Source organism: Methylobacterium sp. FF17, from assembly GCF_025813715.1.
GTDB lineage: Bacteria > Pseudomonadota > Alphaproteobacteria > Rhizobiales > Beijerinckiaceae > Methylobacterium > Methylobacterium flocculans.
The window spans coordinates 4,436,193-4,461,883 of the sequence record NZ_CP107532.1 but is presented as its reverse complement, the minus strand read 5'-3'; the positions used below and the strand labels follow the sequence as shown (position 1 = coordinate 4,461,883).

Here is a 25,691-nt window from a genome sequence, read left to right as displayed (position 1 = left end):
ACGGCGGCCTCAGGCCGCCGCGCGTGCCGCGTCCTCGGCCTGGAGCGCAGCCAGAAGGATGCACAGGGCAATGCCCTCGGCCGCCTTCGTCACGTCGTCGAGGCTCGGGAAGGTGGGCGCGAGGCGCAGCACGCTGTCCTGCGGGTCGCGGCCGTAGGGGGAGGTCGCCCCGGCCGGGGTCAGGGCGATGCCGGCCGTCTTGGCGAGGCGCACCACCTCCGTGGCCGTGCCCGGGCGGGCTTCCACGGTGATGAAGTAGCCGCCCTGCGGACGGGTCCAGCGCGCCGCACCGGTGCCGGACAGGTGCCGGTCGAGGGCCTCCTGCACGGCGGCGAACTTCGGGGCGATGAGCGCGCGATGCGCGTCCATGTGGGCCTGGAGGCCGGCGCCGTCGCGCAGGAAGCGCACGTGGCGCAGCTGGTTGAGCTTGTCCGGGCCGATGGTCTGCTTGGCGGAGCGCGCCAGGAACCAGCGGGTGTTCTCGGGCGAGCCGGCGAAGACCGCCAGCCCCGCGCCCGCCAGGGTGATCTTCGAGGTCGACGCGAACAGGAAGGGCCGGTCCGGGTGGCCCGCCTCGGCGCAGGCCGCGAGGATGTCCCGCACGGGGTGACGATCCGTGGTGAGGTGGTGCACCGCGTAGGCGTTGTCCCAGAACAGGCGGAAGTCGGGTGCGGCGGTCTTCATCGTGGCGAGGCGCCGGACGGTCTCGTCGGAGAAGATCTCCCCCGAGGGGTTGGCGTATTTCGGCACGCACCACATGCCCTTCACGGCCGGGTTCGCGACGAACGCCTCGACCACGTCCATGTCGGGCCCCTGCCCCGTCATGGGCACGGGGATCATGCGGATGCCGAACTCCTCGCAGAGGGCGAAGTGGCGATCGTAGCCCGGAACCGGGCAGAGGAAGACCGGCGCCTCCTCCTTCGACCAGGGCCGCTCGGAGCCCGGCACGCCCTTGAGGAGGGCCCACGCGATGGTGTCGTGCATCAGCGCGAGGCTGGAATTGCCGCCCACCACGATCTGGTCGGCCGGCGCGTCGATGAGGTGGGAGAACAGGGCCCGCAGCTCGGGCAGGCCCTGCTGGCCGCCGTAGTTGCGGGCATCCTCGCCGGCCGCGGTGGTGTAGTCGCCGTTGCCCGGCAGGGTCAGCATCCCGGAGGAGAGGTCGAGCTGCTCGGGCGCCGGCTTGCCGCGCGTCATGTCGAGCTTGAGGCCCCGCGCCTTGAAGGCGTCGTAGGCGCTTTGAGCCTGCGCGCGCAGGTCCGCGAGTTCGGCCGTGCTGCGGTCGGCGATCGTCGTCATGGTGTGTCGGGTCCGTTTGAGGCCGCGCGGGCGGCGAAGCGGGCGCACCATGCCGCGTCGCGCCGTCCGCGTCACCCTGCGCCGGCGCGGATCTCGCGGTGCCAGGGTTGCGTGGCATGCCAGCGCCCCCGCCGCAGCCGCGTTCGACGGACACGCGCCGGCTCCTTTGCAGGGGCCGGCGCGTCGCGTTCGGGGCGGTGTCGTCCCGCCGGCGGATCAGCCGGCCTTGTTCAGGGCCACCGCCACGAAGCGGGTGGTGCCCTTGGCGCTCTTGACCCGCATCAGCACCGCCTTGCGGCCGCTCGACTCGGCGGAGCGGATGCGCTCGGCCACTTCGGAGGGACGCGAGACGCTGGCGCCGGCGACATCCAGGATGATGTCGCCCTGCTCGATGCCCTTGGCGGCCGCCGGGCCGTCCGGGTCGACCTCCATCACCGCGACGCCCTCGCTGCCGGCGCCGACCTCGGAGGCCGGGGCGAGGCTGAGGCCGAGGCGCGGCTGGCCGTCCCTGGCCGTGTCGCGATCGCCGGTCGCCACCTTGGTGTCGTTCGGCAGGGCGCCGAGTTCCACCGTGGCGGTGTCCGACTTGCCGCCGCGCAGGTAGGTGAGCTCGACCTTGGCGCCCGGCTTGATGCCGGCGATCTTGCGGGACAGCTCCTTGGCGTCGTTGATCGGCGTGCCGTTCACCGATTCGATGACGTCGCCGGATTTGAGGCCCGCCTTGGCCGCGGGGGTGCCCGCCTCGGCATGGTCCACCAGGGCGCCCTTGGCCTTGTCGAGGCCGAGCCCGTCCGCGATGTCCTTCGTCACCGGCTGGACCTGGACGCCGAGATAGCCGCGCGCCACCCGGCCGTCCGCCCGGAGCTGGTCGACCACCGCCTGCACGGTCTCGGCGGGGATCGCGAAGGCGAGGCCGACGCTGCCGCCGGAGGGCGAGGCGATGGCGGTGTTCACGCCCACCACCTCACCGCCGACGTTGAAGGTCGGGCCGCCGGAATTGCCCTTGTTGATCGGCGCGTCGATCTGCAGGAAGTCGTCGTAGGGGCCGGCGCCGATGTCGCGGCCGCGGGCCGAGACGATGCCCGCCGTCACGGTGCCGCCGAGGCCGAACGGGTTGCCGATGGCCACCACCCAGTCGCCGACGCGGGGCGCGGCCTTGCTCAGCGAGACGTACGGGAAGGTGCCGCCCTCGGTGATCTTGAGGAGCGCGAGGTCGGTCTTCGGGTCCTTGCCGATGACCTTGGCGTCGAGGGTGCGGTTGTCGTCGAGGGTGACCTGCACGGTCTTGGCCTTGTCGACCACGTGGTTGTTGGTGACGACGTAGCCGTCCGCCGAGATGATGAAGCCCGAACCCATGGCGCCGCGCTGGCCCGGGCGCTTCGGGCCGCCGAAACCTTCGCCGGGACCGCCCTGGCCCGGACCGCCCTGGCCGGGGCCGCCCTGACCGAAGCGCTTGAAGAACTCGCGCAGCTGCGGGGGCACCTGCCGGCCCTGGCCGGGGCCGTCGTCGTCACCCGTGTCCGCGCTGTCGTCGAGCTTCACCTTCACGGCGACGACGCCGGGCTTCACCTTGTCGACCACGCTGGCGAAGGAGCCCGGCGGGTGGTCGGGGGTCTCGATCGGGTTCTTGGAGAGGGACTGGGCCTGGACCGGGGTGGCCGGCTGGGTGAGACCGACGCCGGCCGCGCCCGTGGCGACGAGGGCGGCCACGGCGACGGAGGCGAGGGCGTTGCGGCGCAGGCGGTTGGGCTGGGCGGTCATGGGGGTCTCCGAATCGAGGGCTTGCCGAGATTGGGGGGCTTGCCGGGCGAGATTGGGGGGCTTGCCGGGGGACTTGCCGGGATGAAACGTCCAACGCGGGAACGCGCCATCGGCGGGCCGTGATCCGGTTTGTAGGGCGCGGCGCCTGACGCCGGCGTGGCGCGGAGATTACGGTTTGGACAGGTTGGCGCCGGCGGGCGGCAGCGGCGTGAGGCCGGCGCGCCAGCGCAGGTCGAGGAGCAGCCCCGCCGGATGGGTGTCGAGCACCGGGGTGATCGGCAGGCCGGCGGCGCCGAGCAGGCGCGCCGCCCAATGGTTGCAGACATTGGCGTAGGAGAAGCGGCCCTCGCCCTCGTAGAACAGGCTCGGCCCGTAGAGGCCGGGGCCCCCGGCGACCGGCTGGCCGTCCACGAGGCGGAAGCTCGCCTCCAGCCGGGCGAGCAGGCGCGCGAGCCCGGCGGGCGAGACCCGCGCGGCCACGATCCCGGAATGGGGGAAGCTGTCGCGCGCCGGGCGCTCCAGGCCCACCACCTGGACCACGCCGTCCCGGCCGCCCGGCGTGAACAGGGCCGCGAGGGCGAGCCCGGCATCGAACTGCGCCAGGGTCGGCGTCGCCCGGTAGAAGCGGGCCTCGCCCCAGCCGAACTCGATCTCCGGATAGGCGCGGAACCGCGTGGCGATGGCGGCCAGGGCCGGCCCGCTCCCCGCGCCCGTCAGGTCGGCCCGCGACAGGACGAGGCCGGAATGCCAGCCATGCGAGACCAGGGCGACCGCCGCCCCGTCCGCCCCGCGGGCGGGATAGAGATCCGGGTCGCCGGGCCGCGCGGTGAGCAGGGCGGCGAGGACGAGGAGGCCGAGGCCCGTGGCGAGGAGGGCCGCCGCGCCGCCGAGGATCGACGTGGCCCGCGACGGGGCTGCCCGGCGCGGGCGCATCGACGCTCAGCCGGCCTGCCAGACCTGCCCGTGATACACGAAGCGGCCGGGCTGGCTCGCCAGGGCCGCCAGCCCCGTGAGGGCGGGGTCGTGCACGGCGATGACGCTGGTGGGGATCGCCCGCATCTGGGCCACGAAGGGCGGCTTGTGCTCGAAGGCGGCCCGGAAGGCGCCGCGCTGGAGCACCTCGAGGATGCGGGGGGCGATGCCGCCGCCGATATAGACGCCGCCGGTGGCGAGGAAGGTCAGCGCGAGGTCGCCGCAGACCCGGCCGAGGAGCGTCGCGAACAGGTCCAGGGCGTCCACCGCGTCCGGATCGGTGCCCGCCAAGCCGGCCTCGGTGACGGTGGCGGGGTCGAGGCGGGGACCGTCCGCGCCGGTGCGGAGCCGGTGGAGACCGGCATGCAGGCGGGTCAGGCCGGGGCCGGAGAGCAGGGTCTCCACGGTGACGCGGCCCTCCACCCGCTCCAGGTGCGGCCAGAGGGCGTGCTCGGCCGGCGTGCCCGGCCCGAAATCCACGTGGCCGCTCTCCGTGGAGACGATGAGCAGGCGCTCGTCCACGGGCAGCAGGGCGGCGGCGCCGAAGCCGGTGCCCGGGCCGAGGACGAGGCGCGCGCCCTGGTCCCCCGCCCGGCCCTCCTCCCGGCGCGGGCCGACGGGCGTCAGCTCGCCGGGGCGGATCCCGGCGGCGCCCGCCGCCACCGGCACGTAATCGTTGACGACGACCGCCCGCGACAGCCCGAAATCGTGACCGATCCGGGCCCCCTCGATGACCCAGTCGGCATTGGTGAGCTGCACCGCCGGCCCGTCGACCCGGGCCGCCACCGCGAGGATGGCCGAGCGCGGGCTCGCGCCGGAGGTCTGCGCGCGAGAAGCCTGCGCCAGGGAGGCCCGGATGGCGGCGCTGGGGTCGGGGTGGCCGGCCGTCTCCTCCCGGGAGAGCAGGACCGGCTCGGCGCCCGCCTCGGGCACCAGGGCGAAGCGGGCATTGGTGCCGCCGATATCGCCGACGAGGACGGGGAATTCGAACATGCGCGCCACTTCCGTCAGGCGCCCGGGCCGGGCAGGGAGGATCGATTGGGGCGGGGGGATCGATTCGGGCGGGAAGAGCCGCTCAGGCCGGCGGCAGGGCGTCGGGGTCGATCGGCGCCCCGTCGGCCCAGGCGTAGAGCAGGCGGCGTACGTCCTCGGGGTCGATGAGGCGGCGGGCCGCGATGGTCTCGGCCCCGCCGATGCGGACGCTGACGCCGCCGGTCTCGTTGACCACCGCGAAGGCCTTCTCGTCGGTGAGGTCGTCGCCGAGGAAGATCGCCCGGCGGCCCGCGTAGGGCGGGTTCGCGCCGAGCGCCCGGATGGCGTGGCCCTTGGTGGCGGAGGCCGGGACAATTTCGCCCACCGCCTTGCCGAGCTGGAGCCGGTAGGCGGACCCGAGCGCCTCGGCCGCGGCCTTCACCGCTTCCTCGGCGGCGGCCGCGTCGCTCGGGGTGGCGAGGCGCCAATGCACCGCGACGGAGGCGCCCTTGTCCTCGATCAGCACGTGTTCGAGGGCGGCGACCGCCGCGTGCAGGGCCGGAACCTGGGCGCGCAGGTCGGGATGGTCCTCGGCGCGCCCGCCCGAGACCACGCCGTCCACCCGCCGCTCGACCCCGTGCAGGCCCGCCACGTCGAAGCGGGCGGGGCTGAGAAAGTCGTCGATGACCCCGATGGGGCGCCCGGTGACGATGGCGAGGGCGCCGCCGAGGCGGGCGCGCAGGCGCTCCAGGGCGGGCGCGAGCGCGGGATCGACCTGGACCTGGTCGGGCTTGGGGGCGATCTCCACCAGGGTGCCGTCGAAGTCGAGATACAGGGCGAACGCGGTCGGCTCGGTCACGCGGGGGGTCCCTTCGTCTGATCGGGGCCTGCGCTAGCATGCCTCACGCCAGGGGCAAAAGCGGCAAGGGGCAAAAGCGGCAAGGCCCGACGCGGCGTCGACGGTCGGCTCCGAAAAGACGGGCCGGCCCGGCGCCCTGCCCTATCTGTCCGGTCTTCCCATCCCCGACGGCGAGGCTCTCCCCATGCGACCCATCCCGATTTCGCCCGGACCGGGCGAGGAGAGCGTCTGGGCCTATCCGCGCCCGCCCCGCCTGGAGCCGGTGCCCGTCCGGCTGCGGGTGGTGCTGGGTGGCCGGACCATCGCCGACACGGTGGCGGGGTACCGCGTGCTCGAGACGAGCCACCCGCCGACCTACTACCTCCCGGCGGACGACGTCGCGCCCGATGTCCTCGGGCCCGCCCGCCGGGCCGGGAGCTGCGAATGGAAGGGACGCGCCGTCCTGTACGACGTCGCGGCCGGGGATCGCCGCGCCGAGGGCGCCGCCTGGGCCTATCCCGACCCGACCCCGGGCTTCCGGGCCATCGCCGGCCACGTCGCCTTCTATGCGGGCCCGATGGAGGGCTGCTTCGTCGGGGAAGCGCGCGCGACGCCCCAGCCCGGCGGCTTCTACGGCGGCTGGATCACCCCCGGGATCGTCGGGCCGTTCAAGGGCGGACCGGGCAGCATGGGGTGGTGAGACGGGGCCGGCGTGGCGGCAGGGTTTCGACGTCGCGGTTCGGGGCGGAGGCTCGGACCGGTGTCGATCCGATCACGCCGATCCGGAACGCGCGGCCCCGCATCCCTGGGCGGTCATCCGCACCGCCCGTGACGTCGGCCTTCGAGACATCGCCACAAGCCAGCGGGGCACCGAGTCCCGCGGGGCCAATGTCGGGCTCCCCTGGGCCAGCGCTCAAAGTGACGCACCCCGGTCAATCCCCGTCGCAACTGAGCCGGGCGAGTAAAAGTGTGTTTCTTGGTATTCCTCACGAGTAAATGGAAAGGTCTGTTCTCGAAGGCTTAACCTCTCTCCCGCTCATCTCCGAAGCAGAGAGGTCGCGATGCAAGCGCTTTTAACGTGTGTTACGCAGAGGCATGATCAGCAGCTCTTGCTGGCGGCGGCTCTGGTCTGTGCGGTCGGCGTTTATGCCTCGTCTGCGATTGCCTCCCACGCGGCACGGTCCGAGGGGATAGCCCGGCGGCAATGGGGGCTCGCCAGCATCATCGCCTCGGGTTGCACGGCTTGGGCGACCCATATGATCGCTCTCCTGGCGTTCCAGCCAGGCATGGCATCCGGCTTCGAGCCGATCCTCACGGCCATCTCGCTCCTTCTCGTCATCGCCAGCATCGGGGTCGGGGTCGGTCTGTCCCTCGGCCGGCGCGGTCGCCTGCGCCGTTTCGCGGCCGGCGTGATCATCGGCGCCGGAATCGCCGCTCTCCACTACGTCGGGCAAGCGTCCTATCGCGTGACCGGGCATGTCTCATGGGACATGAGCCTGGTGACGACCTCCGTCCTCATCAGCCTTCCGATGTCCGGGCTGGCCCTGGTGCTCTCCGGAGAGCGCAACCGCGCCTTGCGCCGGGCGGCTGTCCCGTTGCTGCTGGGCTCGATCGTGATCCTGCACCTCGCGGGCATGACGGCCGTCAGGCTGGTCTATGACCCCCTGGTCCCGCTGCCGGCGTCCGTCATCGCTCCGGCCTCGATCGCGCCGATCATCGCAGCCGTCTCGCTCGGATTGCTGCTCCTGGCCTTTATCGGGCTGCGCATGACCCTGAACGCCCGGGCGCAGCTTCGCCGCGACCAGGGGCGCCTGCGCGAACTCGCGAGCCTTGCCCTCGAAGGACTCGCGGTCTGCGACGGCGATGTGATCAACACCGCCAATCGCAGCCTCGAACAGCTTGCGGGCATGACGCAGGCCGAGCTCATCGGCGCCAGCCTCATCCGACTGCTCCCCGGCCTCGTGCTCGCCGACCTGCCGGAGCAGGAGGAGCGTGATGCCGAACTGATCGACGCGCGGGGTCAGGGCGTCCCCGTGCGGGTCCTGCGCAAAGCCATCACGCTCGGCCACAAGCATCAGACCGTCATCGCCTTCCGCGACCAGCGCGAACGCCTGCGATCCGAGGCCCGGCTGCGCAAACTCGCCTTCACGGATGGGATCACCGGCCTGCCGAACCGGGCGCGGTTCGGCGATCTCCTGGCCCACCATGCCGCCGCCCTGCGTGAGCAGGCCAACGGTTTCGCCGTGCTGATGCTCGATCTGGATCGCTTCAAATTCGTCAACGATACCCTCGGCCACGGCATGGGGGACGAACTCCTCCGCAAGGTCGCCGCACGCCTGTCCTCCGTCGTCGCGCAGGAGGATGTCGTCGCGCGCCTCGGCGGCGACGAGTTCGCCATTCTCCTTCTCGATGCCGGCGGCGAGGCGCGCGCGCGGGACGTGGCGGCCCGGATCGTCGAAGCCATCGACCGCGCCTTCCTGCTCGACGGGCAACTCGTCCATGTCGGCGTGAGCGTCGGCGTCGCGGTCGCGTTTCAGGATGGACGTCGGCCCGACGAATTGCTGCGCAACGCCGATCTCGCCCTGTACAAGGCCAAGGCCGAGGGGAAGGCCACCTTCCGGATGTTCGAGCCGGCGCTCGCGGAGCGCATGCGAGCCCGAAGCCAGCTCGAAGCCGACATGCGCCGGGCGCTCGATGCCGGCGAATTCGAGGTGCACTACCAGCCTCTCGTCGAGTCCCAGACCGGAGCGGTCACCGCCGCCGAAGCCCTGGTTCGCTGGCGGCATCCCGAACAGGGTCTCATCGCGCCGGCCGACTTCATCCCGCTCGCGGAGGAGACAGGCCTGATCATGCCGTTGGGCGCCTGGGTGCTGCGCACGGCCTGCCGGCACGCGACCGCTTGGTCGAGCACCATCAAGGTCGCCGTCAACCTCTCGCCGGTCCAGTTCCGCGACGACCGGCTCCCGGACATGGTGGCATCCATCCTCGAGGCGACGGGGCTCGCCCCGGATCGACTGGAACTCGAGATCACCGAGGGTGTGATGCTCGATGACGAGGCGCGGACGCTCGCGATGCTGACCAGGCTCAAGGATGTCGGTGTCGGCCTCGCCATGGACGATTTCGGCACCGGCTATTCCTCGCTGAGCTACCTGCGCCGCTTTCCGTTCTCGAAGATCAAGATCGACCGGTCCTTCATCCGCCTGCTCCCCGAGGATCCGGAGAGCGCCGCCATCGTCCGGGCCATCATCACGATGGGGGCGTGCCTCGGCATGACCACGACGGTCGAGGGTGTCGAGACGGCCGAGCAATACGCCTTCGTCGCGGCCGAGCATTGCGGGCAGGTTCAAGGTTACCACGTCAGCCGACCGCTTCCCTACGCGGACTTCGTGGACTTTCTCACCGACACGAAGCTCGCCGCATAGGTGTCGCGTGGTGCTCTGCCCTCACGGGGACCGAGACCCAGCGCTCTTCGAAAGCGATCCATGGGATCGACGACGGGACAGTTCTGTGCGTTTGCAAGGCCGCGTGCGGAAACGAGGCATCCAAGACAGGGAGGTCGAGGCTGCTCCGAAGGGCCATCTTTCGAAAACTGGGTAAGGATTCGAAAGTCCGTGGAACAGCATCTGCGCGAGATGGGAGCGATTCGGTAAAACGCGGTCAGGGGAGGCCCGGTGGTCTTGCTTCGTTTCCAATAACATTTACGTGAGGCCGCTCGGTTTACTTGGGTCTGTTAAGATGGGTTGCTTATGGGGCCTGATCACGCGTCGTGAAAGGGATATCCGTGGCCAATCTCAGATTAGGCACCAAGGTCGCCACTGGTTATGCCGTCATGCTGCTGATGATGGTTGTGCTGACAGGATACGGTATTTACCAGGTCAAGATCATCGATAGCAAACTGACGGAAATCAACGACCTCAACGCGGTCAAGCAGCGCTACGCCATCAACTTCCGTGGCAGCGTGCACGACCGGGCCATCAGTCTGCGTGACGTCACGCTCGTGCCGGACCAGGCGGGCCGCGACGCGGTGCTGTCCGACATTGCGCGCCTGACCGAGGCCTACGCGCGGTCGGCGGCGAGCATGGACCGGATGTTCGCCGAGCGGCCGGAGACCTCTGCCGACGAGCGCGCGATCCTCGCGGATATCAAGCAGACCGAAACCCGAACCCTGCCGCTGATGAAGACGGTCATCGACAGCCAGCAGGCCGGGGATGTCGGCAAGGCGCGCGCGACGCTCATGCAGGACGCCCGACCGGCCTTCGTCGAGTGGCTGGCGCGCATCAACCGGTTCATCGACCTGCAGGAAGCGCGCAACCAGGCCACCGGCGCCGATCTCCGCGCGGTCTCCCAAGCCTTCACCGTCCTCATGCTGGCGCTGTGCGCGATGGCCTGCCTCGTCGGCTGCGGCTTCGCGGTCTGGGCGTATCGGGCCATCCGCCCGCTGCGCCCGCTGACCGCCGTGATGCTGAAGCTCGCCCGGGGCGAACTCGACACGGCGGTGCCGGATACGCTGCAGCGCGATGAGGTCGGGGACATCACGCGGGCCGTGCGGACGTTCAAGGACAATGCCCTGGCCGCACGGGGGCTGACGGAGGAGCGTGCCGCCGAGCAGGTGCGCAAGGTGCGTCAGGCCGAGCAGATCGATGCCACGACCCGTGCGTTCGAAACGACGGTGAACGGCATCGTAGGCCGGGTGGATGCCGCGGCTGCCGAGATGCAGGCGACGGCGCGGGCCATGGTGGGGACTGCGGCACAGACCGCTGCCCGGTCGACTTCGGTGACGACGGCCGCCGAGGAAGCGGCTGCGAATGTCGGTACCGTGGCGGCGGCGGCCGAAGAACTCGGCTCGTCGGTTCAGGAGATCGGCCGGCAGGTCGACGGTTCGGCCGACCTTGCCACCCGCGCCGTGGCGGCGGCCGGCGAGACAGCCGTGCTGGTGCGGGATTTGAGCGAGGCGGCCACCCGTATCGGTGACGTGGTGGCGATGATTTCCGGCATCGCAGGCCAGACCAACCTTCTGGCGCTCAACGCGACCATCGAGGCGGCGCGGGCCGGCGAGGCGGGTCGCGGCTTCGCGGTGGTGGCCGCCGAGGTCAAGGAACTCGCCAACCAGACCGCCAGGGCGACGGAGGAGATCGTCGGCCAGATCGGGCGGATCCAGGCTTCGACCGGTCAGGCGGTCACGGCGATCGACGGCATCGCCGGGCGTATCCGCGAGATCAGCGGCGTGGCGACCTCGATCGCGGCCGCCGTCGAGGAGCAGGGTGCGGCGACGCAGGAGATCGTGCGCAACGTCTCCCGAGCGGCGATGGGCACGGGCGAGGTGACGCGCAACATCTCGGGCGTCGCCGGTGCCGCCGAGGAGACGGGTGTCGCGGCGAGCCAGGTGCTCGATGCGGCCTCCGAACTGTCGCGCCAATCCGAGCATCTCGCCGCCGAGGTCGGTCGGTTCCTGACGACGGTGCGGGCGGCCTGAGCCGCATGCGGCGGTGTGCGCGTCGTCGGGGCACATCGTCTGGCTGAGATCCACCCCCCGCGCCACCGCCCGGAGGCCCGCGAACGCAGCCCGATCCGCGCGCCCGAGGGTTTGCGCCCGCCCGCCTCGACGGTATGCCGGGATCCGTTGGCCGGGGATGGAGCGCGGGAACATGCAGGGTGAGATCGCGGGAGATCCGAGGGCGCTGGGGCTCTGCCCGGACCGGCTGGAGCGCATCGACGGCTGGATGCGGCGCCTGGTCGACGAGGGGCGGGTCGCCGGCCTCTCGGTGATGCTGGCGCGGGGCGGGCGCACGGCGTTCTTCCGTGCCCATGGCCGCGCCGACATCGCCCGCGACAAGCCCTTCGCCCCCGACACCATCGCGCGCATCTACTCGATGACGAAGCCGCTGACCTCGGTGGCGGTGATGATGCTCTACGAGGAGGGCCGCTTCCAGCTCGACGATCCGATCACCCGCTTCCTGCCGGACTTCGCGGATCTGCGGGTGCTCACCGGGGGCAACCGGGCGAAGTTCGAGAGCGAGCCCGCCCGGCGCCCGATCACCATCCGGGATCTCCTCACCCACACCGCAGGCTTCACCTACGGCTTCATGGAGGCGACCCTGGTGGACGCCCTCTACCGCCAGAACGGCGTCGATTTCGGGGAAGCGCAGGAGGCGAGCCTCGCCGAGGTGGTGGGCCGGCTCGCCCGCCAGCCGCTGCTGGCCCAGCCCGGCGCGGAGTGGAACTACTCGGTGGCCACCGACGTGCTCGGCCACCTCGTGGCGGTGGTCTCGGGCCGGGATTTCGCCGATTTCCTGCGCGACCGCGTGATCGGCCCGCTCGGCATGATCGACACCGACTTCCACGTGCCCGCCGGGAAGCTGCCGCGTCTGGCCGCCAATTACAGCCTGTTCCGCGACCGCACCCTGAAGCTCTACGACGACGCGGTGGGCAGCCGCTTCTGCGCGCCGCCGGCGGTGGCCTCGGGCGGCGGCGGCCTCGTCTCGACGGCCGCCGACTACATGCGCTTCTGCCGCTTCATCCTGGGGCGCGGCGAACTCGACGGCACCCGCCTCCTCGGGCGCAAGACCGTCGACCTCATGCTGATGAACCACCTCGACGGGGATCTCGCCGCCATGGGGCAGCCGCGCTTCTCCGAGACCGCCTATACGGGCATCGGCTTCGGCCTCGGCTTCTCGGTGATGCTCGACCCCGCCCGGGCCCAGATCCTCGGCACCCCGGGCGAGGTCGCCTGGGGCGGACTCGCCAGCACCGCCTTCTGGATCGACCCCGCCGAGGACCTCGCCGTGGTGCTGCTGACCCAGCTCATCCCCTCCTCGGCCCTGCCCCTGCGGCGCGAATTGCGGGTGCTGACCTACGCCGCCCTGGTGGATTGAGGCGGCCCCCTGGTGGCGTGAGGGTGCGAACGCGAAACGCCGCCGGCCCGGGCGGGACGGCGGCGTTCGGCAGTCTCTCGAACGGGAAGCCCGATTATTCCGGAGCGGTGCTCGCCTTGGGCGCCGGCTTCGGCGCGGGCTTCGCGGTTCCCGTGCCGGTCGGCGCAGCCGCACCGGCGGCGGCCGGGGCCTTGGGCGCCCATTCGGCGTCGGAGCGCGGGCCGCCGGGGCCGTTGGTCGGGCCGGTGAGCTGGCCCGGCACCACGTCGTTCACCCGGTTCCAGGTCTGCGAGCCGCACAGGAAGCCCAGCAGGCAGCCGCGCACCGACAGTTCGGACGGCTGGTCGGCCCACATGGTCACGTCGTAGAACTTGCCCTCGTCGGCGTTGTAGATCTTGCCGCCGTAATGGCCGTCCGGCTGCGGCTTCAGGCCCATGATGAGCTGCAGGCCGAGCGAGGGCCGGGCCTGCTTCTTCGGATCGGGATTCTTGAAGTCGACGCGCGGTTGCCCCTGGTCGTTCAGCGGCACCTTCAGCCAGACCACGTAGCCGCACAGGTTGGCGTTCTGCGGGCCGCACTTCTCGGTGCGGATGCGGGCGCGGCCGTCCTCGGTGAGCCAGGTGCCGCTCGCCTCGTTCGGCGCGACGGCCTGCGCCAGGCCGGGCAGGAGCACGGCCAGGCCGGCCAGCGGCGCGAGCCGGCGGGCGGCGCCGGCGAGGATCGATCGATTCGTCATGCTTCCAACAACCCTCATGCGCTCGCCCGGCGGCGGACCGCTGCATCCCTGGCGCGGCGAGCGCCCATCGCGTGATGCCTCGCCATCCGATGCGAAGGTGACGGGATCATGGCCGCAAACCGCGAACCCGAAGAATCATCGGGGTTAGAAATCGCGGGCCGGAGACTCGGGCCGGCGACGCGAAAAGGGCCGGCGCCCATGGCACCGGCCCGTTTCGCAGGCTCGAGGACCGTTGATCCGAGATCGGATCCGGCCCGATCGCGGGCCGTTACTCGGCGGCGGTCATGTCGCTGGTGAAGTGACCGCACCAATCCTTGGAGGCGACCACCGGCCACAGGCCCGGCGACTTCGGCTCGGGCTGGCTCACCGGCGGGTTGAAGCGGCACAGGCCCTCGTCACCCGACGCCTGGCCGCCGTTGAGCTTGTGGTCGTCGAAGAAGCGGCAGGCTTCGCAGGCAGCGTTGGTGTTGGTGGCCATGGTGATCTCTCCGGTTGGTTCGGGTCGGGTCGGGCGCCCCGGCGCCCCTGCTGTTCTTAATTAGAACAACTCCAATGAAGCGTCAATCCGCGAATGGCCGGCCGGTTCCGGAACCGGCCGGGCCGGATCGCGCGATCCCGTCCGAACGATTCCCCGGGCTCGGCGTTTCTCCGGGCTCGGCGTCGACGGCCGTGCTGAAACCGGGGGCGGATCGATGCGAGAGGAAGCGGCCGGCTGGGCGCGGCGCCTGGAGGCCGGGGACATCCGCCTCGGCGTGTCCCTGGCCCGTGCGAAGGACACCCGGCCGGTGCGGGCCCTCGCGGCGGCGAGCGAGGGCGGCGGTTGGCGCTGGCTGCTCGCGCTCTCGACCGGCACCCTCGCCTACGGCCTCCTCAAGGGGAACCGTCCGCTGGCCGAGGCCGGGCGGCACATGCTCGCCTCGGGGGTACTGGCGGGGGTCGCCAAGACGAGCGTGAAGCGGCTCGTGCACCGCACCCGCCCCAACGTCCTCATGGACGAGGGCCTCTACGAGAAGGGCTGGTTCGGGCCGAACGTGGGGCCCTGGCAATCCTTCCCGTCGGGGCACTCGGCCATGAGCGTCGCGGTCGCCGCGGCCGCCGGCCGGGCCTGTCCGGAGATCCGGGGCGTCGCCACGGCGGCAGCCCTCGGCGTCGTGGTGGCCCAGGTGGTGCGGGGCGCGCATTTCCCGTCGGATGTCCTGGCGGGGGCGCTGGTCGGTCTGACGGCCGAGGCGGTCGAGCACAGGCTGGCGATCGGGCGGGCCTGCGTCGCCAGCCGCACGCCCCGGGACCGATCGCCCCGGGACCTCGCTAAAGGAGAGGCGGACCGGGCCTAACGGTCGCGGGGCCGGAACGCCGCGCGCAAGCACCGGTTGACGGGGCATTCCCTCCGGAGACCTCGCGTGCCCAGCAATCCCCTGACGACGTATCCCCGCCCGCCCTTCGAGGGCCAGCCGCAGAGCTTTCCCGGCAAGACGGGCCGGATGTCGCCCGAGCCGGATCACGGCGAGGCGAGCTACCGGGGCTCGGGCAAGCTCGAGGGGCAGGCCGCGCTCATCACCGGCGGCGACAGCGGCATCGGCCGCGCGGTGGCCATCGCCTTCGCCCGCGAGGGCGCGGACGTGGCGATCGCCTACCTGCCCGAGGAGCAGGCGGATGCGGAGGCCGTGGCGGGCTGGGTCGAGAAGGCCGGCCGTCGGGCCCTGCTGCTGCCCGGCGACCTCAAGGACGCCGCCCATGGCCGGGAACTGGTGGCGCGCACCGTCGCGGCCTTCGGGCGCCTCGACGTGCTGGTGAACAACGGCGCCTTCCAGCAGCCCAACGAAGGGCTCGACGGCATCGAGGACGCGATCTTCGAGGATCACTTCCGGACGAACGTGTTCGGCCCCTTCTACGTCACCAAGGCGGCCCTGCCCCACCTGAAGCCGGGCGCGTCCGTGATCTTCACCTCCTCGGTGAATTCCAAGCACCCGATGCCGTCGCTGCTGGCCTACAGCGCCACCAAGGGCGCGCTCAGCAACATGGTGCTCAGCCTCGCGCAACTGCTCGCCGAGAAGGGCATCCGCGTGAACGGCGTGCTGCCGGGGCCGATCTGGACGCCGTTCATCCCGTCCGGGATGAGCGAGGATTCGGTCAAGTCCTTCGGCTCCCAGGTGCCGTTCGGGCGGCCGGGTCAGCCCGCCGAACTCGCCTCCGCCTACGTGATGCTGGCGAGCGCGGAGAGCAGCTACACCTCGGGCGCCCTCGTCACGGTGGCGGGCGCCATGCCGGTGCTCTGATCGGCGCCGGCCGGCGCTGACGCCGGCCGCGGAAGCCGGACGAGACGCGGTCGCCAGATGCCCAGCACGACGTTGGCGGTGGCGACCGCGAGCAGCAGCCAGAGCGTCCCGCGCTCCGGCCCGAGCGACGCGCCGAGCGTGGCGGGATCGACCCGCCCCGCGAGCGCCGCGGCGCTCTGCTCCGCTTCCCAGCGCATCGGCCCCTGGACGTAGACCAGCCCGCCTTCGAACATCAGAACCCCGGTGGCGAGTTTCAGCCAGGCCCAGCCCGCGCCGAGGTAGGCGCGGGTCACGGCCATCGCCAGCAGGCCGGAGACCAGCACGAGCGCGAGGCTCGGCAGCACGATCCAGGTGGCCACAGCCCCCATGGCGGCACGCGCCACCGCGTATTCGCTGAGCGCGCTCGGCGGGGGCGCGACGCTCAGCATGGCGAGGAGCGCGGCCATCGCCCCCATCAGCCCGGTCGCCCCCATCGTGTGGAGGAACTTCATCAGGCGTCGCAGCATGCGTCCGGCCCCGCGCCACGATCGGGATACCGCGAATCGGGCGGCGTCCACGCTAGCACGATCGCCTCGAACCGACGCGCGACGCGGCCAGGGGCCTGCCGCGACCCGACACCACCCGGCAAGGCCCCCGATTGACGCCGGCCCACCGAACGGCCTAGCTTTCCCGCGACGGTTCCTCGTTCGAGGATCAAAAGGGAACGCGGTGCGGAGCTCGCTCCCATGCCGCGGCTGCCCCCGCAACTGTAAGCGGCGAGCCCATCATCAACACGTCACTGGGTGAAAGGTCCGTGAGGACCCGGGGCCTGGGAAGACGATGAGTGGGCGGCGACCCGCGAGCCAGGAGACCTGCCGTCAGTCGTGGTCACACGCGAAACGCACCGGGCGGGGTGTCCTGGTGGGTGTCGGGGCGTTCGCCTGTCGCGAACGGGTCGGCCTCGTTCGCGGTGACGTGCCACTTCGCGCATTTCGCGTCAGCCGTCCCATCGATGTCCGCCTCCGCCGCCACGCGCCCCGCGTTCCGTCGCCGCCTGCCCCGTCCGGTCGTTCCGGACGATCCGCGCGCGGCTGCCCCGCGAACGAACGCGTCCACGGCCCGTCTCAGCGATTGTAACATTATAACATTCGCTTTAGCGGAGGGGGAAGGTCGGTCCCGGCCGATGCCCGCGCCCGTTCCCGGTTGTCCCATGTCCCGCCTCGATCCTGCCCGCCTCGATCCTGCCCGCCGCGATCCCGCCCGTTCTGACCCGCCCGCCCCATCCCCGGGTCGCGTCTGGCCCGTCGCCGCCCTGCTCGGCGGCCTTCTGTCCGCCCCGGCCGCGGCGCAGCAGGCCGTGACCCTCGACACCCTCTCGGTGGCCGGCACCGGGATGGGCTCCCCGGCCCCGGCCGAGGGCCTCAACCTGGGGACCGTCACGCGCGGCGCCAGCCGACTCGGGCTGACGCCCCTGGAGACGCCCGCCAGCGTCGACGTGATCGCGGGCGAGACCACCCGCCTGCGCGGCCAGAACACGGTGGCCGAGGCCGTGACCCAGAACGCCACCGGCATCACCACCGTGGCGGCCCCCGGCAACGGCAACGGCGCCTTCACGGCGCGGGGATTCGCCGGCCCGAACTCGATCCAGCAGCTCTACGACGGCACCCGCCTGTTCGTCGGCGCCGGAACCGTCACCTTCCCGTTCGACACCTGGAACGTCGAGCGCATCGAGGTGCTGCGCGGGCCGGCCTCCGTGCTCTACGGCGACGGCGCCATCGGCGGCGTCATCAACGTCGTGACGAAGAAGCCGGTGTTCACGCCCCTGAACGAGGCCCGCGCGGCGGTGGGCTCGGACGGGCTCGCGCGCCTCGCCCTCGATTCCGGCGGCCCCATCGGCGAGGCCCTGGCCTATCGCCTCAACGTCAGCGGCAACCGGACCGAGGGCTGGATGTCGCCGGACGGACGTTTTCGCAACCTCGCGGTCTCGGGCGCCCTCACCTTCCAGGCGACGCCCGACCTCGCCTTCACGGTGAGCCACGACCTCGGATACCAGGAGCCGGCCCGCTACTGGGGCACGCCTCTGGTCAACGGGCGCATCCTCGATGCCGTCCGGTTCAACAACTACAACGTCCGTGACGCCAAGATTTTCTGGATGGACAACTGGACCCAGCTCAAGACCGAGTGGAGCCCGAGCGCCGACATCACCGTACGCAACACCGCCTACCGGCTGCAGAGCCGGCGCCAGTGGCTCGACGTCGAGCAATACGCCTTCAACAGCTCCACCGGCCGCATCGACCGGTCGAGCTACACCGAGATCTACCACCAGCAAGAGCAGGTCGGGAACCGCTTCGACGCGGCCTTCCAGGGCACCCTGTTCGGGTTTCGCAACGCGTTCCTGGCCGGCTTCGACGTGAACCACATCGGCTTCCGGCACACCAACAACTTCGCCTCCGAGGGCGGCGGGCTCACCACGAGCGTCGACCCCTTCGCCTACGACCCGGGCCTGTTCCCCACCAACGGCCGCGCGTCGCCGGCCTATGCCACCCGCACGAACCAGGCCTCGGTCTTCGCCGAGAACCGCCTGATCCTGTCGGATCAGGTCTCCCTCCTGGCGGGCGTGCGCTACGACGCGCCGAGCCTCCACCGCCGCAACCTCGTCACGGGCGCGACCTTCGACCAGGATTTCCAGGCGCTCAGCTACCGCTTCGGCGCGGTCTACAACCCGACCCCGCTGCTGGCGCTCTATGCCCAAGTCGCCACCGCCACCGATCCGGTCGGCAGCCTGATCTCGCTGTCCCAGAGTCTCGCCAGTTTCCGGCTCTCCACCGGCGAGCAGGTCGAGGTCGGCGCCAAGGGGGTCGCCTTCGACGGCCGGGCCGAGTGGACGCTGGCCGGCTACCGCATCGTCAAGGACAACCTGATCTCCACGGTGCCGGGTCAGCCCACGCTCTCCACGCAGGTCGGCCGGCAATCCTCCCTCGGCGTCGAGGCGGCGGTGAGCCTGCACCTCTTCGAGGCCTGGCGCGTGGACGCCAACCTCGCCCTGCTCCACGCCCAGTACGACGACTTCAACGAGGCGGTGGGGGGCCGCGTGGTCTCCTATGCCGGGCGCCAGCCCATCGACGTGCCCGAGCGCGTGGCCAACCTCTGGCTGAACTACGCCTTCGCCCCGACCTGGGAGGCGCGGGTCGGCCTGCAGCATGTGGGCGAGACCTTCAGCGACTTCGGCAACCAGGCCAGGCGCCCGGCCTACACCCTGGTCAATGCCGGGCTCGATCATCAGGTCACCCCGGCCTCGCGGCTGTCGCTGCGGGCCTACAACCTGTTCGACACGATCTACGCGATCAGCGGCAACGCGGTGGACGGAATCGGCACGAACTGGCTGCTCGGCCGGCCGCGTTCCTTCGAACTGGCCTACAGCGTGCGGTTCTGATGCGGGCTCTCCTGAAGCCCCTGAAGCGCTGGCTCATCCTCGGCCATCGCTGGCTCGGCATCGCCACGGGTCTGTTCCTCGCCGCCTGGGTGCTGTCGGGCCTGGTGATGCTCTACGTGGCGTTTCCGGCGCTCACCGAGGCGGAGCGCCTGTCCCGCCTGGCGCCGATCGCCTGGGACCGGGTGCGCCTCGGCCCCGACGCCGCGCTGGCCGGGACCGGGCTCGACCCCGCCCCCGGCGGGCTCAGCCTGTCGATGCGAGGCTCCGGTTCTCCCCCATCGGGCGGGAGGCACGGGGATTCCCGCGTTCGGGAGCCGGGACAGGGTGCGGGGTGTGCCCTCTCCGGCGATGGACCACGCCTCACCCCGGACCTCTCCGTCCGGGAGAGGGAGCCCGGTGCTGCGTCGAGCGGCGTGCAGGACACGCTGCCCGGCGGAGCGCGGGCCCATCGCCCTTGCGGGGAGCCGATCGCCCAGCCGGGCGGGGCGCCGGTCTATCAGGTGACCACGCGGGACGGCGCCCGGCACGTCGTCTCGGCCGAGACCGGGGCCGTGCTCGGGGACATCGACGCGGGGGAGGCCCGCGCCCCGTTCGGGCCGGGCGCCACGGTGCGGGCGGTCATCCGCGACCAGTGGACGGTGCGGGACCGCTACGATCCGCTCCGCCCCTTCCACGTGGTGGCGCTCGGCGACGCGGCCGGGACCGAACTCTACGTCTCCGCGCGCACCGGCACGGTCGTGCTCGACACCACGCGGCGGGAGCGCCTGTGGAACTGGCTCGGCGCGATCCCGCACTGGTTCTACCCGACGCCCCTGCGGGCCCGGGCGGACCTCTGGCGCGGAATCGTGCTCTGGGTGTCGGGCGTGGCGGTCGCGGGTGCGGTGAGCGGGCTCGTCCTCGGGATCTGGCGCCTGCGCCTGCGTCGCCCCTATGCGGGCGGCGTGACGCCCTATCGCGGCCTCGCGCGCTGGCACCACCTGTTCGGGGTCGTCGGCGGGGTGAGCCTCGTCAGCTTCGCGGCGAGCGGCTGGCTCTCCATGAACCCGAACCACTGGTTCTCGCCCCGCATGCCGCCGGCGGAGATGCGGGACGCCTATGCGGGGCCGGCGGCGGCGCCGGACGGCGAGCCCTGGGGGGCGCTGCGCCGGCCCGGGATCGTCGAGGTCCGGATCGCACGGGTCGGCGGCCGGCCCGTGCGCGTCGGTGCCGATGCCAAGGCCGCGCGGGTCGTGGTCGCGCCCCCGACCCGCGCGGCCGTGCTGGCCGCCGCCGGCGCCGCCCTGCCGGAGGCGCGGCTGGCGGGCGCCGAGACGCTCACCGCCTACGACGCCTACTGGTATCCCCACCACGACACGCGGCCCCTGCCCGTCCTGCGCCTGCGCTTCGACGACCCGGCCGCGACCTGGCTCCACGTCGACCCGGAGAGCGGCGCCCTCCTCGACCGGCTGGATGCCAGCGGCCGGCTCCAGCGCTGGCTGTTCGAGGCGCCCCACCGCCTCGACTTCGCGATCCTGTTCCAGGCCCGACCGGCCTGGGACCTCGTGATGTGGCTCCTCAACGGCCTCGGCGCCGGCATCGCCCTCACGGGCGTCGTGCTGGGCTGGCGCCGCCTGCGGCGCGGGGCTCAGCCCAGGGGCGGCGCGAACCCGACGCGCCGTTCGCCGGCGTGAGCTTCCGGGAGGTCCCGCGCCTCGGCCGGGTCCGGCCGTTCGGGCAGGGGGCAGTCGGGCAGGGGACAATCCGGAAAGTCCATCCAGTCCGTGAAGGCGTCGGCCGGGTAGCTGTGCTGGCAGGAGGCGACGTGCCAGGGTTCGGGATCGCCGAGCCCGCGCGGATCCCAGCGCACCACCGCGCGCCGGTCGGGATCGTCGCGATGGATCGCGATGATCCAGCGGCCGTCATGCGGGGCCCGGTCCATGGCCCTCCAGGTGCGCATGCTGCTCTCCCCCCTCCGACGTCCCGAGGCGACAGCAACGCGCGAGGGGCCGGAACCGTTCGGATCGGCCGCGCGGACGCCGTCGGTTGCCGACCATGCCACCGCCTGCCATGGTCGCGCCATGGTCCAGACGATCCCCCCGCGCTACTCCCCCGCCGAACTCATCGCCGAATTGCGCGAGGCGGCCGAGGAGATCGCCCCGGAACTCAACGGCATCCGCCCGGAGGAGACGCTGGAGGGTGAATCCGCCCAGACCCTGGAGGAGATGCAGGAGGCGTTGCGCCGGATCGCCAGCGGCGCGCCGAACCCCCAGGAGATCGCCCGCGCCGCCCTGGCCGCCAAGGCGCCGCTGCGGCCCTTCGGCAAGCCGCGCAACACGGTGGTGAAGATGCCCAGGCCGAAATCCGCCCCGCCGCGCCGCTAGGGCGGGGGCCGCCGACGTCGTGACCGGTCCGGCCGACCCTGCGACGGCGCGAGATCTCTCCTCTCGAATTCGATACCTCCAAAGATTTGCCGTTCGGGTTGGGGCGAAGGGATTAGTCGGCCAAACCGGAGGCGAACATCATGCATTGATCCCGTTCCATTCAGAACGGGAGTCATCCATGCGCCTGCGAAGCTCGCTCCTGGCCTTCGCCTGCCTCGGCGGAACCGCGCTCGCCCAGTCGAGCGCCACCGCCCCGATCACGGTGACCGGCGAGGCTGCGGCGGCCCCGCCCCGGGCCGCGCCAGCGCCGACGAAGGATCTCGACACGCTGCAGCTCGCCTCGGCCCATCGCGAGCGCGCCGCCTCGGTCGACGAGAAGACGAACGGCCTCTGGCAATCCTGGACGACCTCGATCTGCGAGGGCTGCGGGGATACGCCCCCCTACCGGACGACGGTGCGCAGCTACTACGTCAACGGGCGGCGAAGCGCCGGTGTCGAGACCAGCCCCGAGGCGGCCCGGCCGCGCGCGGCCCCGAGGACGGCCGCGCCCGAGACGTCCGGGCGCAGCCTCTACACCGACCTCTCCACCGGGAACATCGACCGGATCCGGCGCATGCCGGCCCGCTAGGCGGCGGGACAGGACCTGCCGCCGGGCAGGATCGTCTCGGTCGCGGCGCCGCTCCCTGTCCCGCGCATCGGCCAGGCGGCCTGCCGCGCGAGGACGAGGCCCCTGAGCCCCGGGACGATGTCGAAGATCGGCGTGTAGGGGAACGTCGCCTCCGCCATGACGTAGCGGGCCCCGGCCGTCATCTGGGTCTCGGGGGGCGGGTCGACGACGCTGCCCACCACCCGGGCCGTCGCGTTGCGCGCGACGCTGGAGCAGACCCGCGCCTCCAGGCTCGTCCCCTTCTGGTAGACGCCCACCGCCGTCAGGACGATGCCGGCGCCCGCGGTGTTGTCGGGGAAGGTCACCGCCGCCCCCGCCGCGTAGACGTCGTCCACGCTGGTCACGCTGCCGCGGGAGATCAGGTCGGCCATGGTGCGCACCGCGCGCAGCAGTCCCTGGCTGGTGCCGTAGGCCCTGGGCAGCTCGATGGAGCCCATCAGCAGCAGGAGCAGGATCGGGGCGACGAGGGCGAACTCCAGGGCCGCGATCCCGTCCGCGCAGCGTGCGAAGCGGCGCATCAGCAGCGCCCCGCGGCGTAGGGCTCGGCGCGGAACACGGCGGTGGCGACGATGAGCTGGCTGCCCGCGCCGACCTTGCGCGGCGAGAGGTCGAGGATCGTGAAGAACCGGGGCACCACCACGGCGGCGCGGATCGTGACCACGTCGTTGCCCGCCGGGCACTGGAACCGCGCGCCGAAGCTCGACGACAGGGCCTTCGCGTTCGCGTCGTAGGGGTCGGATGCCGCGACCGCCGCGAAGGTCTGGGAAGTCGTCACCTCCAGCTTGACGGCATTGCAGTCGAAGAGGGTCGGTCCGGCGCAGAGCGCGGTCCGGAACCGTTCGACGGCGGGGGTGCCGTCGTAGCCCTCCTGGAAGGTGCCGGTGAAGACCTGGCGCCCGGCGCGATCGACCGCGTTGTTCAGGGTCTGCTGCGCGAAGGTCAGGAGGCAGGATTCGAAGATGGCGCAGAGGAGGATGAGGAACGGCAGCGCGACCAGGGCGAACTCGACGGCCGTCGCCCCGTCGCGGGCCCGCGCGAAGCGGGCGAGGCGCAGGCGGAATCCGGCGCGGGGCTGCGCGTGCGTCACGGCGCCGTCACCGGGAGATCCGGAGTTCGCTGATCTGCGCGCCGATCGACTTGAAGGCGGTGGTCAGATCGGCGGAATCCGCGACGTCGAAGAACATGCTCGGGCTCGTCGCGCAGGTCCGCAGGAGATCGCTCGTCCCGTCCGTGACCTCGACCCGCACGGTGAAGATCTGGATCCCGGCCGCTTTCATGTTGGCGCAGAGGGTCGAGAGGCGCGCATCCAGGGCCCGGGTCCGCGCGCCCAGATCCGACGAGACCGTGCCGATCCGGTTGGCCCAGATGTAGCTCGTGCCCGAATAGAACGAGGCGTTGTCCGAAAGCGGGTTCCCGACCTGGTTCTGTCCGTCCGTCATCAGCACGACGAACTTCCGCACGGTCTGGTCCGTGTAATCGGCGCCCTTCACCAGGGGGCCGAAGGGCGAGAGCGCGTGCCAGCCCCAGACGAGGCCCAGGGGGATGTTGGTGTCGCCGCTCAGCGTCATCGCGCCGATCGCGCTCGTCAGGGTCGCCTGCGAGGTCGTCAGGGGCGTGATCGGCTGCAGCTCGCACCCGGCATTGGGCCCGTACAGGTAGCCGTTCGGGCCCCCGGAACGGTCCGTCTTCGAGACCTTGTAGGCCGTGCCGTACTTGGCGACCTGGCCCTGCCGCACCCGGTTGTCGAGGACGAGCAGCCCCCCGAACAGCGGATAGTCGTAGAGGTAGTCGTTCACCGAGTTCCCGTCGCGGTCCGACTCGTCGGGTGCGAAGTAGGGCACGAACAGGGTGTCGGGGTTTCCCGTCGTCGCCGCCGTCTCGGAGACGTCGTAGGGCATCGGGCGCCCCTCGACGCAGCCGCCCCAGGGAACGCCGAGCCGGCCGAAGAGCGTCAGCCGGTTCGCCTTCGATGCGAAGATCTGGGAATGGTAGGAGGCGAGCCCGTCCTTGTCGATCCAGCTCGCCCCCGCATTCGCGGCGCCCACATTGACGGTCATCGAGAACGGGACGACCGCCATCCGGAGGGCGTTCGGCCTGGCGGGATCGACCTCCCGGAACAGGCTGGCGACGAGGTCCGTCGCGGCGGCCTTGAGGTTCGTCAGCTTCGTGCCCCGCATGGACCCCGTGTTGTCGAGGACCAGCGCGACCTCCAGGTTGCCGGATCCGCGCCGCGCGCTTCCCGACACCACGAGGGGCAGGCTGCTGAAGCCCCCCAGCCGGGTCAGCGTGGTCGGCGTCGTGGCGCTCAGCGTGACCCGGATCGTGTCGTCGGACCGTTGCAGCGCGACCGTGACGCCTTCCGCCTGGGTCCGCGTCATCGCCGCCGTGATCTGCTTGGTGGCCTTGTCCCGCAGGACGGCGTCGCTCGTCGCGGGCGGCAGCTTGGCGAGGGCCAGGACCGTCGCATCGACGCTGTTCTGCGCCTGCTGGCGCGCGTTCGAGTTGGCGCCGTAATCGATGACGATGCCGGCGAGCATCAGCATCGGGATCAGGGCCAGAGAGAAGATCAGGGCGACCGCACCACCCTCGCCGCCCCGGAACCGCCGCCCCGCCCGGTGTATCTGGTTGTAAAACTCCCTCATTTGGCGAGTTTCGGAGGCGTCCGTTAAAGAACGCTTACCGGCTCGAAGCATCCGCCGCGATCCGCGCGGTTCGTCCGCCAGATGACGGAACCGCGAAGGCAACGGAGCGGATTGCCGAGGTCCTATGACGCCGACATCGCCCGCGGCGATACAACCCGCCCCGATCTAGCGGGCGGTTGAGCCTGCGGTTTCGTGACAGGACGCGAGCCTAGACTTTGCGTTGTTCCACGGAAGCTTGTCTGAACGGCGGCTGATGCCGAACGCATCTTGGGAACGCCCGACCCCATACCGTCCGCCGCACCTTGGCCTGCGGGCCGACGGGAACCCGCGCGACGGACCGGCCTCCCGCCGTCGAGGCGGTTTGCTGTTTGTGAAAGCGGAGGCGCTCCTCCAGTCTTAACCTCGTCGAACGACCAGTATTCGCACAGCGAGGCTGTTCTCGATCGGGAAGGAAACGTCCGATGTCGCGATTCTTCGAGGAACGTGAACGCGCGGCCGAGATGCTCTTCGTGCGCACGGAGGAAGCCCGGTTCCGCGTGCATGCCCAGGGGGTCCAGTCCCTCGCGGCCTATGCGGCGCAGGTGCTCGGTGTGGATCACTTCAGCGCCCTCGCCTATGCCGAGGAACTGATGGCCTCGGTGATCCAGGGGACGAAGGACGACGCCCTGATCGCGCGCGTCCAGGCCGATCTGGAGGCGAACGGCGTCGTCGTCGACCGCGCACCCCTGGTTCAGCACCTGAAGCAACCGCCGGCGCAGCGGGCTTCGGGCAAGTCGTTGGCATAGCGGGTCCTCGGCTTAACGAGACGTGGCCGTAGTAACGCTCTCCGTCACCGGGAGGACGGAGGCCGCATGCGGGCGGGAACGCTTTGGAAACCATCGATT

At 71.6% G+C, this 25,691-nt stretch carries 22 protein-coding genes, 1 pseudogene and 1 riboswitch; of the genes and pseudogenes, 11 read left to right on the top strand and 12 right to left on the bottom strand.

Going from position 1 to position 25,691, the window contains the following annotated elements:
- Positions 1-9: 9 nt before the first annotated feature.
- The 5 genes from OF380_RS21410 to otsB all read right to left on the bottom strand — a co-directional run bounded on the left by OF380_RS21410 (position 10) and on the right by otsB (position 5,863).
- Positions 10-1,299 (bottom strand): aminotransferase class I/II-fold pyridoxal phosphate-dependent enzyme, encoded by a 1,290-nt coding sequence (locus OF380_RS21410; RefSeq protein WP_264047382.1) that lies wholly within the window; start codon positions 1,297-1,299, stop codon positions 10-12.
- Positions 1,300-1,515: 216 nt separating this feature from the next.
- Positions 1,516-3,060 (bottom strand): Do family serine endopeptidase, encoded by a 1,545-nt coding sequence (locus tag OF380_RS21405; RefSeq protein WP_264047379.1) that lies wholly within the window; start codon positions 3,058-3,060, stop codon positions 1,516-1,518.
- Between the two features lie 168 nt (positions 3,061-3,228).
- Positions 3,229-3,993, bottom strand: a complete 765-nt coding sequence (locus OF380_RS21400) for a DUF2459 domain-containing protein (protein WP_264047378.1) — start codon at positions 3,991-3,993, stop codon at positions 3,229-3,231.
- A 6-nt stretch (positions 3,994-3,999) separates the two neighbouring features.
- Positions 4,000-5,025, bottom strand: coding sequence for a glucokinase (locus OF380_RS21395; protein WP_264047377.1), 1,026 nt, complete (start codon positions 5,023-5,025; stop codon positions 4,000-4,002).
- Positions 5,026-5,107: 82 nt separating this feature from the next.
- Positions 5,108-5,863 (bottom strand): trehalose-phosphatase, encoded by a 756-nt coding sequence (gene otsB / locus OF380_RS21390; protein WP_264047375.1) that lies wholly within the window; start codon positions 5,861-5,863, stop codon positions 5,108-5,110.
- Positions 5,864-6,047: 184 nt separating this feature from the next.
- Here otsB and OF380_RS21385 point away from each other — a divergent pair, with 184 nt between their 5' ends.
- The 4 genes from OF380_RS21385 (at position 6,048) to OF380_RS21370 (ending at position 12,714) form a co-directional block, all read left to right on the top strand.
- The gene (locus tag OF380_RS21385; protein WP_264047373.1) at positions 6,048-6,542 is read left to right on the top strand and encodes a DUF427 domain-containing protein; all 495 of its coding nucleotides are present in this window, start codon (positions 6,048-6,050) and stop codon (positions 6,540-6,542) included.
- A gap of 361 nt (positions 6,543-6,903) precedes the next feature.
- On the top strand, positions 6,904-9,264 hold the full coding sequence (locus tag OF380_RS21380) for a bifunctional diguanylate cyclase/phosphodiesterase (RefSeq protein ID WP_264047371.1): 2,361 nt from the start codon (positions 6,904-6,906) through the stop codon (positions 9,262-9,264).
- A gap of 419 nt (positions 9,265-9,683) precedes the next feature.
- Positions 9,684-11,315 (top strand): methyl-accepting chemotaxis protein, encoded by a 1,632-nt coding sequence (locus OF380_RS21375; RefSeq protein ID WP_404810626.1) that lies wholly within the window; start codon positions 9,684-9,686, stop codon positions 11,313-11,315.
- A 172-nt stretch (positions 11,316-11,487) separates the two neighbouring features.
- Entirely contained in the window at positions 11,488-12,714 is a 1,227-nt protein-coding gene (locus OF380_RS21370; protein ID WP_264047367.1) for a serine hydrolase domain-containing protein, read from the top strand.
- A gap of 94 nt (positions 12,715-12,808) precedes the next feature.
- Here OF380_RS21370 and OF380_RS21365 read toward each other — a convergent pair whose 3' ends face one another.
- Entirely contained in the window at positions 12,809-13,450 is a 642-nt protein-coding gene (locus OF380_RS21365; protein ID WP_264047366.1) for a DUF2147 domain-containing protein, read from the bottom strand.
- Between the two features lie 268 nt (positions 13,451-13,718).
- Positions 13,719-13,928 carry a hypothetical protein gene (locus OF380_RS21360; protein WP_264047364.1) on the bottom strand — a complete coding sequence of 70 codons (210 nt, stop codon included), beginning with the start codon at positions 13,926-13,928 and terminating at the stop codon, positions 13,719-13,721.
- Between the two features lie 214 nt (positions 13,929-14,142).
- Between OF380_RS21360 and OF380_RS21355 the strand changes: the two genes are divergently transcribed.
- Both OF380_RS21355 and OF380_RS21350 read left to right on the top strand, forming a co-directional pair.
- Positions 14,143-14,784, top strand: a complete 642-nt coding sequence (locus OF380_RS21355; protein WP_264047362.1) for a phosphatase PAP2 family protein — start codon at positions 14,143-14,145, stop codon at positions 14,782-14,784.
- A 66-nt stretch (positions 14,785-14,850) separates the two neighbouring features.
- Positions 14,851-15,726, top strand: a complete 876-nt coding sequence (locus tag OF380_RS21350; RefSeq protein ID WP_264047361.1) for an SDR family oxidoreductase — start codon at positions 14,851-14,853, stop codon at positions 15,724-15,726.
- Positions 15,727-15,752: 26 nt separating this feature from the next.
- On the opposite strand, the pseudogene OF380_RS21345 reads toward OF380_RS21350, so the two are convergent.
- Positions 15,753-16,229: pseudogene (locus tag OF380_RS21345) on the bottom strand (hypothetical protein); the annotation flags it as partial.
- 155 nt (positions 16,230-16,384) lie between these two features.
- Positions 16,385-16,599, top strand: a riboswitch (cobalamin riboswitch).
- Positions 16,600-16,915: 316 nt separating this feature from the next.
- Between OF380_RS21345 and OF380_RS21340 the strand changes: the two are divergent.
- Together OF380_RS21340 and OF380_RS21335 are read left to right on the top strand one after the other, a co-directional pair.
- Positions 16,916-19,138, top strand: a complete 2,223-nt coding sequence (locus tag OF380_RS21340; protein ID WP_264047359.1) for a TonB-dependent receptor — start codon at positions 16,916-16,918, stop codon at positions 19,136-19,138.
- Positions 19,138-20,808: a PepSY domain-containing protein gene (locus OF380_RS21335; protein WP_264047358.1), complete on the top strand. Its 1,671-nt coding sequence runs from the start codon at positions 19,138-19,140 to the stop codon at positions 20,806-20,808. The genes OF380_RS21340 and OF380_RS21335 overlap by 1 nt, the downstream gene beginning before the upstream one ends.
- Here the strand turns inward: OF380_RS21335 and OF380_RS21330 are convergent.
- Complete coding sequence (locus tag OF380_RS21330) at positions 20,763-21,074, bottom strand: hypothetical protein (RefSeq protein WP_264047357.1); 312 nt, start codon at positions 21,072-21,074, stop codon at positions 20,763-20,765. The genes OF380_RS21335 and OF380_RS21330 overlap by 46 nt on opposite strands.
- Positions 21,075-21,195: 121 nt before the next feature.
- On the opposite strand from OF380_RS21330, the gene OF380_RS21325 reads away from it, so the two are divergent.
- Positions 21,196-21,498, top strand: a complete 303-nt coding sequence (locus OF380_RS21325) for a hypothetical protein (RefSeq protein WP_264047355.1) — start codon at positions 21,196-21,198, stop codon at positions 21,496-21,498.
- 178 nt (positions 21,499-21,676) lie between these two features.
- Entirely contained in the window at positions 21,677-22,126 is a 450-nt protein-coding gene (locus OF380_RS21320; protein ID WP_264047354.1) for a hypothetical protein, read from the top strand.
- Here OF380_RS21320 and OF380_RS21315 read toward each other — a convergent pair.
- Genes OF380_RS21315 through OF380_RS21305 form a run of 3 tightly spaced genes read right to left on the bottom strand, consistent with a single transcriptional unit; the run spans position 22,123 to position 24,807 of the window.
- On the bottom strand, positions 22,123-22,683 hold the full coding sequence (locus OF380_RS21315; protein WP_264047352.1) for a TadE/TadG family type IV pilus assembly protein: 561 nt from the start codon (positions 22,681-22,683) through the stop codon (positions 22,123-22,125). The two genes, OF380_RS21320 and OF380_RS21315, sit on opposite strands and share 4 nt — an antisense overlap.
- Positions 22,683-23,252: a TadE/TadG family type IV pilus assembly protein gene (locus OF380_RS21310; protein WP_264047350.1), complete on the bottom strand. Its 570-nt coding sequence runs from the start codon at positions 23,250-23,252 to the stop codon at positions 22,683-22,685. The genes OF380_RS21315 and OF380_RS21310 overlap by 1 nt, the downstream gene beginning before the upstream one ends.
- 7 nt (positions 23,253-23,259) lie before the next feature.
- A complete protein-coding gene (locus OF380_RS21305; RefSeq protein ID WP_264047348.1) occupies positions 23,260-24,807 on the bottom strand; it encodes a TadE/TadG family type IV pilus assembly protein in 1,548 nt (515 codons plus the stop codon).
- Between the two features lie 461 nt (positions 24,808-25,268).
- Here OF380_RS21305 and OF380_RS21300 point away from each other — a divergent pair, with 461 nt between their 5' ends.
- On the top strand, positions 25,269-25,592 hold the full coding sequence (locus OF380_RS21300; protein WP_264047346.1) for a DUF1476 domain-containing protein: 324 nt from the start codon (positions 25,269-25,271) through the stop codon (positions 25,590-25,592).
- Positions 25,593-25,691: the final 99 nt, after the last annotated feature.

Excerpts from the sequence above, each read along its gene's own strand:
- OF380_RS21410 (WP_264047382.1), bottom strand. The coding sequence starts at position 1,299 with ATGACGACGATCGCCGACCGCAGCACGGCCGAACTCGCGGACCTGCGC.
- OF380_RS21405 (WP_264047379.1), bottom strand. The coding sequence starts at position 3,060 with ATGACCGCCCAGCCCAACCGCCTGCGCCGCAACGCCCTCGCCTCCGTC.
- OF380_RS21400 (WP_264047378.1), bottom strand. The coding sequence starts at position 3,993 with ATGCGCCCGCGCCGGGCAGCCCCGTCGCGGGCCACGTCGATCCTCGGC.
- OF380_RS21395 (WP_264047377.1), bottom strand. The coding sequence starts at position 5,025 with ATGTTCGAATTCCCCGTCCTCGTCGGCGATATCGGCGGCACCAATGCC.
- OF380_RS21385 (WP_264047373.1), top strand. The coding sequence starts at position 6,048 with ATGCGACCCATCCCGATTTCGCCCGGACCGGGCGAGGAGAGCGTCTGG.
- OF380_RS21380 (WP_264047371.1), top strand. The coding sequence starts at position 6,904 with ATGCAAGCGCTTTTAACGTGTGTTACGCAGAGGCATGATCAGCAGCTC.
- OF380_RS21375 (WP_404810626.1), top strand. The coding sequence starts at position 9,684 with ATGGTTGTGCTGACAGGATACGGTATTTACCAGGTCAAGATCATCGAT.
- OF380_RS21370 (WP_264047367.1), top strand. The coding sequence starts at position 11,488 with ATGCAGGGTGAGATCGCGGGAGATCCGAGGGCGCTGGGGCTCTGCCCG.
- OF380_RS21365 (WP_264047366.1), bottom strand. The coding sequence starts at position 13,450 with ATGACGAATCGATCGATCCTCGCCGGCGCCGCCCGCCGGCTCGCGCCG.
- OF380_RS21360 (WP_264047364.1), bottom strand. The coding sequence starts at position 13,928 with ATGGCCACCAACACCAACGCTGCCTGCGAAGCCTGCCGCTTCTTCGAC.
- OF380_RS21355 (WP_264047362.1), top strand. The coding sequence starts at position 14,143 with ATGCGAGAGGAAGCGGCCGGCTGGGCGCGGCGCCTGGAGGCCGGGGAC.
- OF380_RS21340 (WP_264047359.1), top strand. The coding sequence starts at position 16,916 with ATGTCCCGCCTCGATCCTGCCCGCCTCGATCCTGCCCGCCGCGATCCC.
- OF380_RS21335 (WP_264047358.1), top strand. The coding sequence starts at position 19,138 with ATGCGGGCTCTCCTGAAGCCCCTGAAGCGCTGGCTCATCCTCGGCCAT.
- OF380_RS21330 (WP_264047357.1), bottom strand. The coding sequence starts at position 21,074 with ATGCGCACCTGGAGGGCCATGGACCGGGCCCCGCATGACGGCCGCTGG.
- OF380_RS21325 (WP_264047355.1), top strand. The coding sequence starts at position 21,196 with ATGGTCCAGACGATCCCCCCGCGCTACTCCCCCGCCGAACTCATCGCC.
- OF380_RS21320 (WP_264047354.1), top strand. The coding sequence starts at position 21,677 with ATGCGCCTGCGAAGCTCGCTCCTGGCCTTCGCCTGCCTCGGCGGAACC.
- OF380_RS21315 (WP_264047352.1), bottom strand. The coding sequence starts at position 22,683 with ATGCGCCGCTTCGCACGCTGCGCGGACGGGATCGCGGCCCTGGAGTTC.
- OF380_RS21305 (WP_264047348.1), bottom strand. The coding sequence starts at position 24,807 with ATGAGGGAGTTTTACAACCAGATACACCGGGCGGGGCGGCGGTTCCGG.
- OF380_RS21300 (WP_264047346.1), top strand. The coding sequence starts at position 25,269 with ATGTCGCGATTCTTCGAGGAACGTGAACGCGCGGCCGAGATGCTCTTC.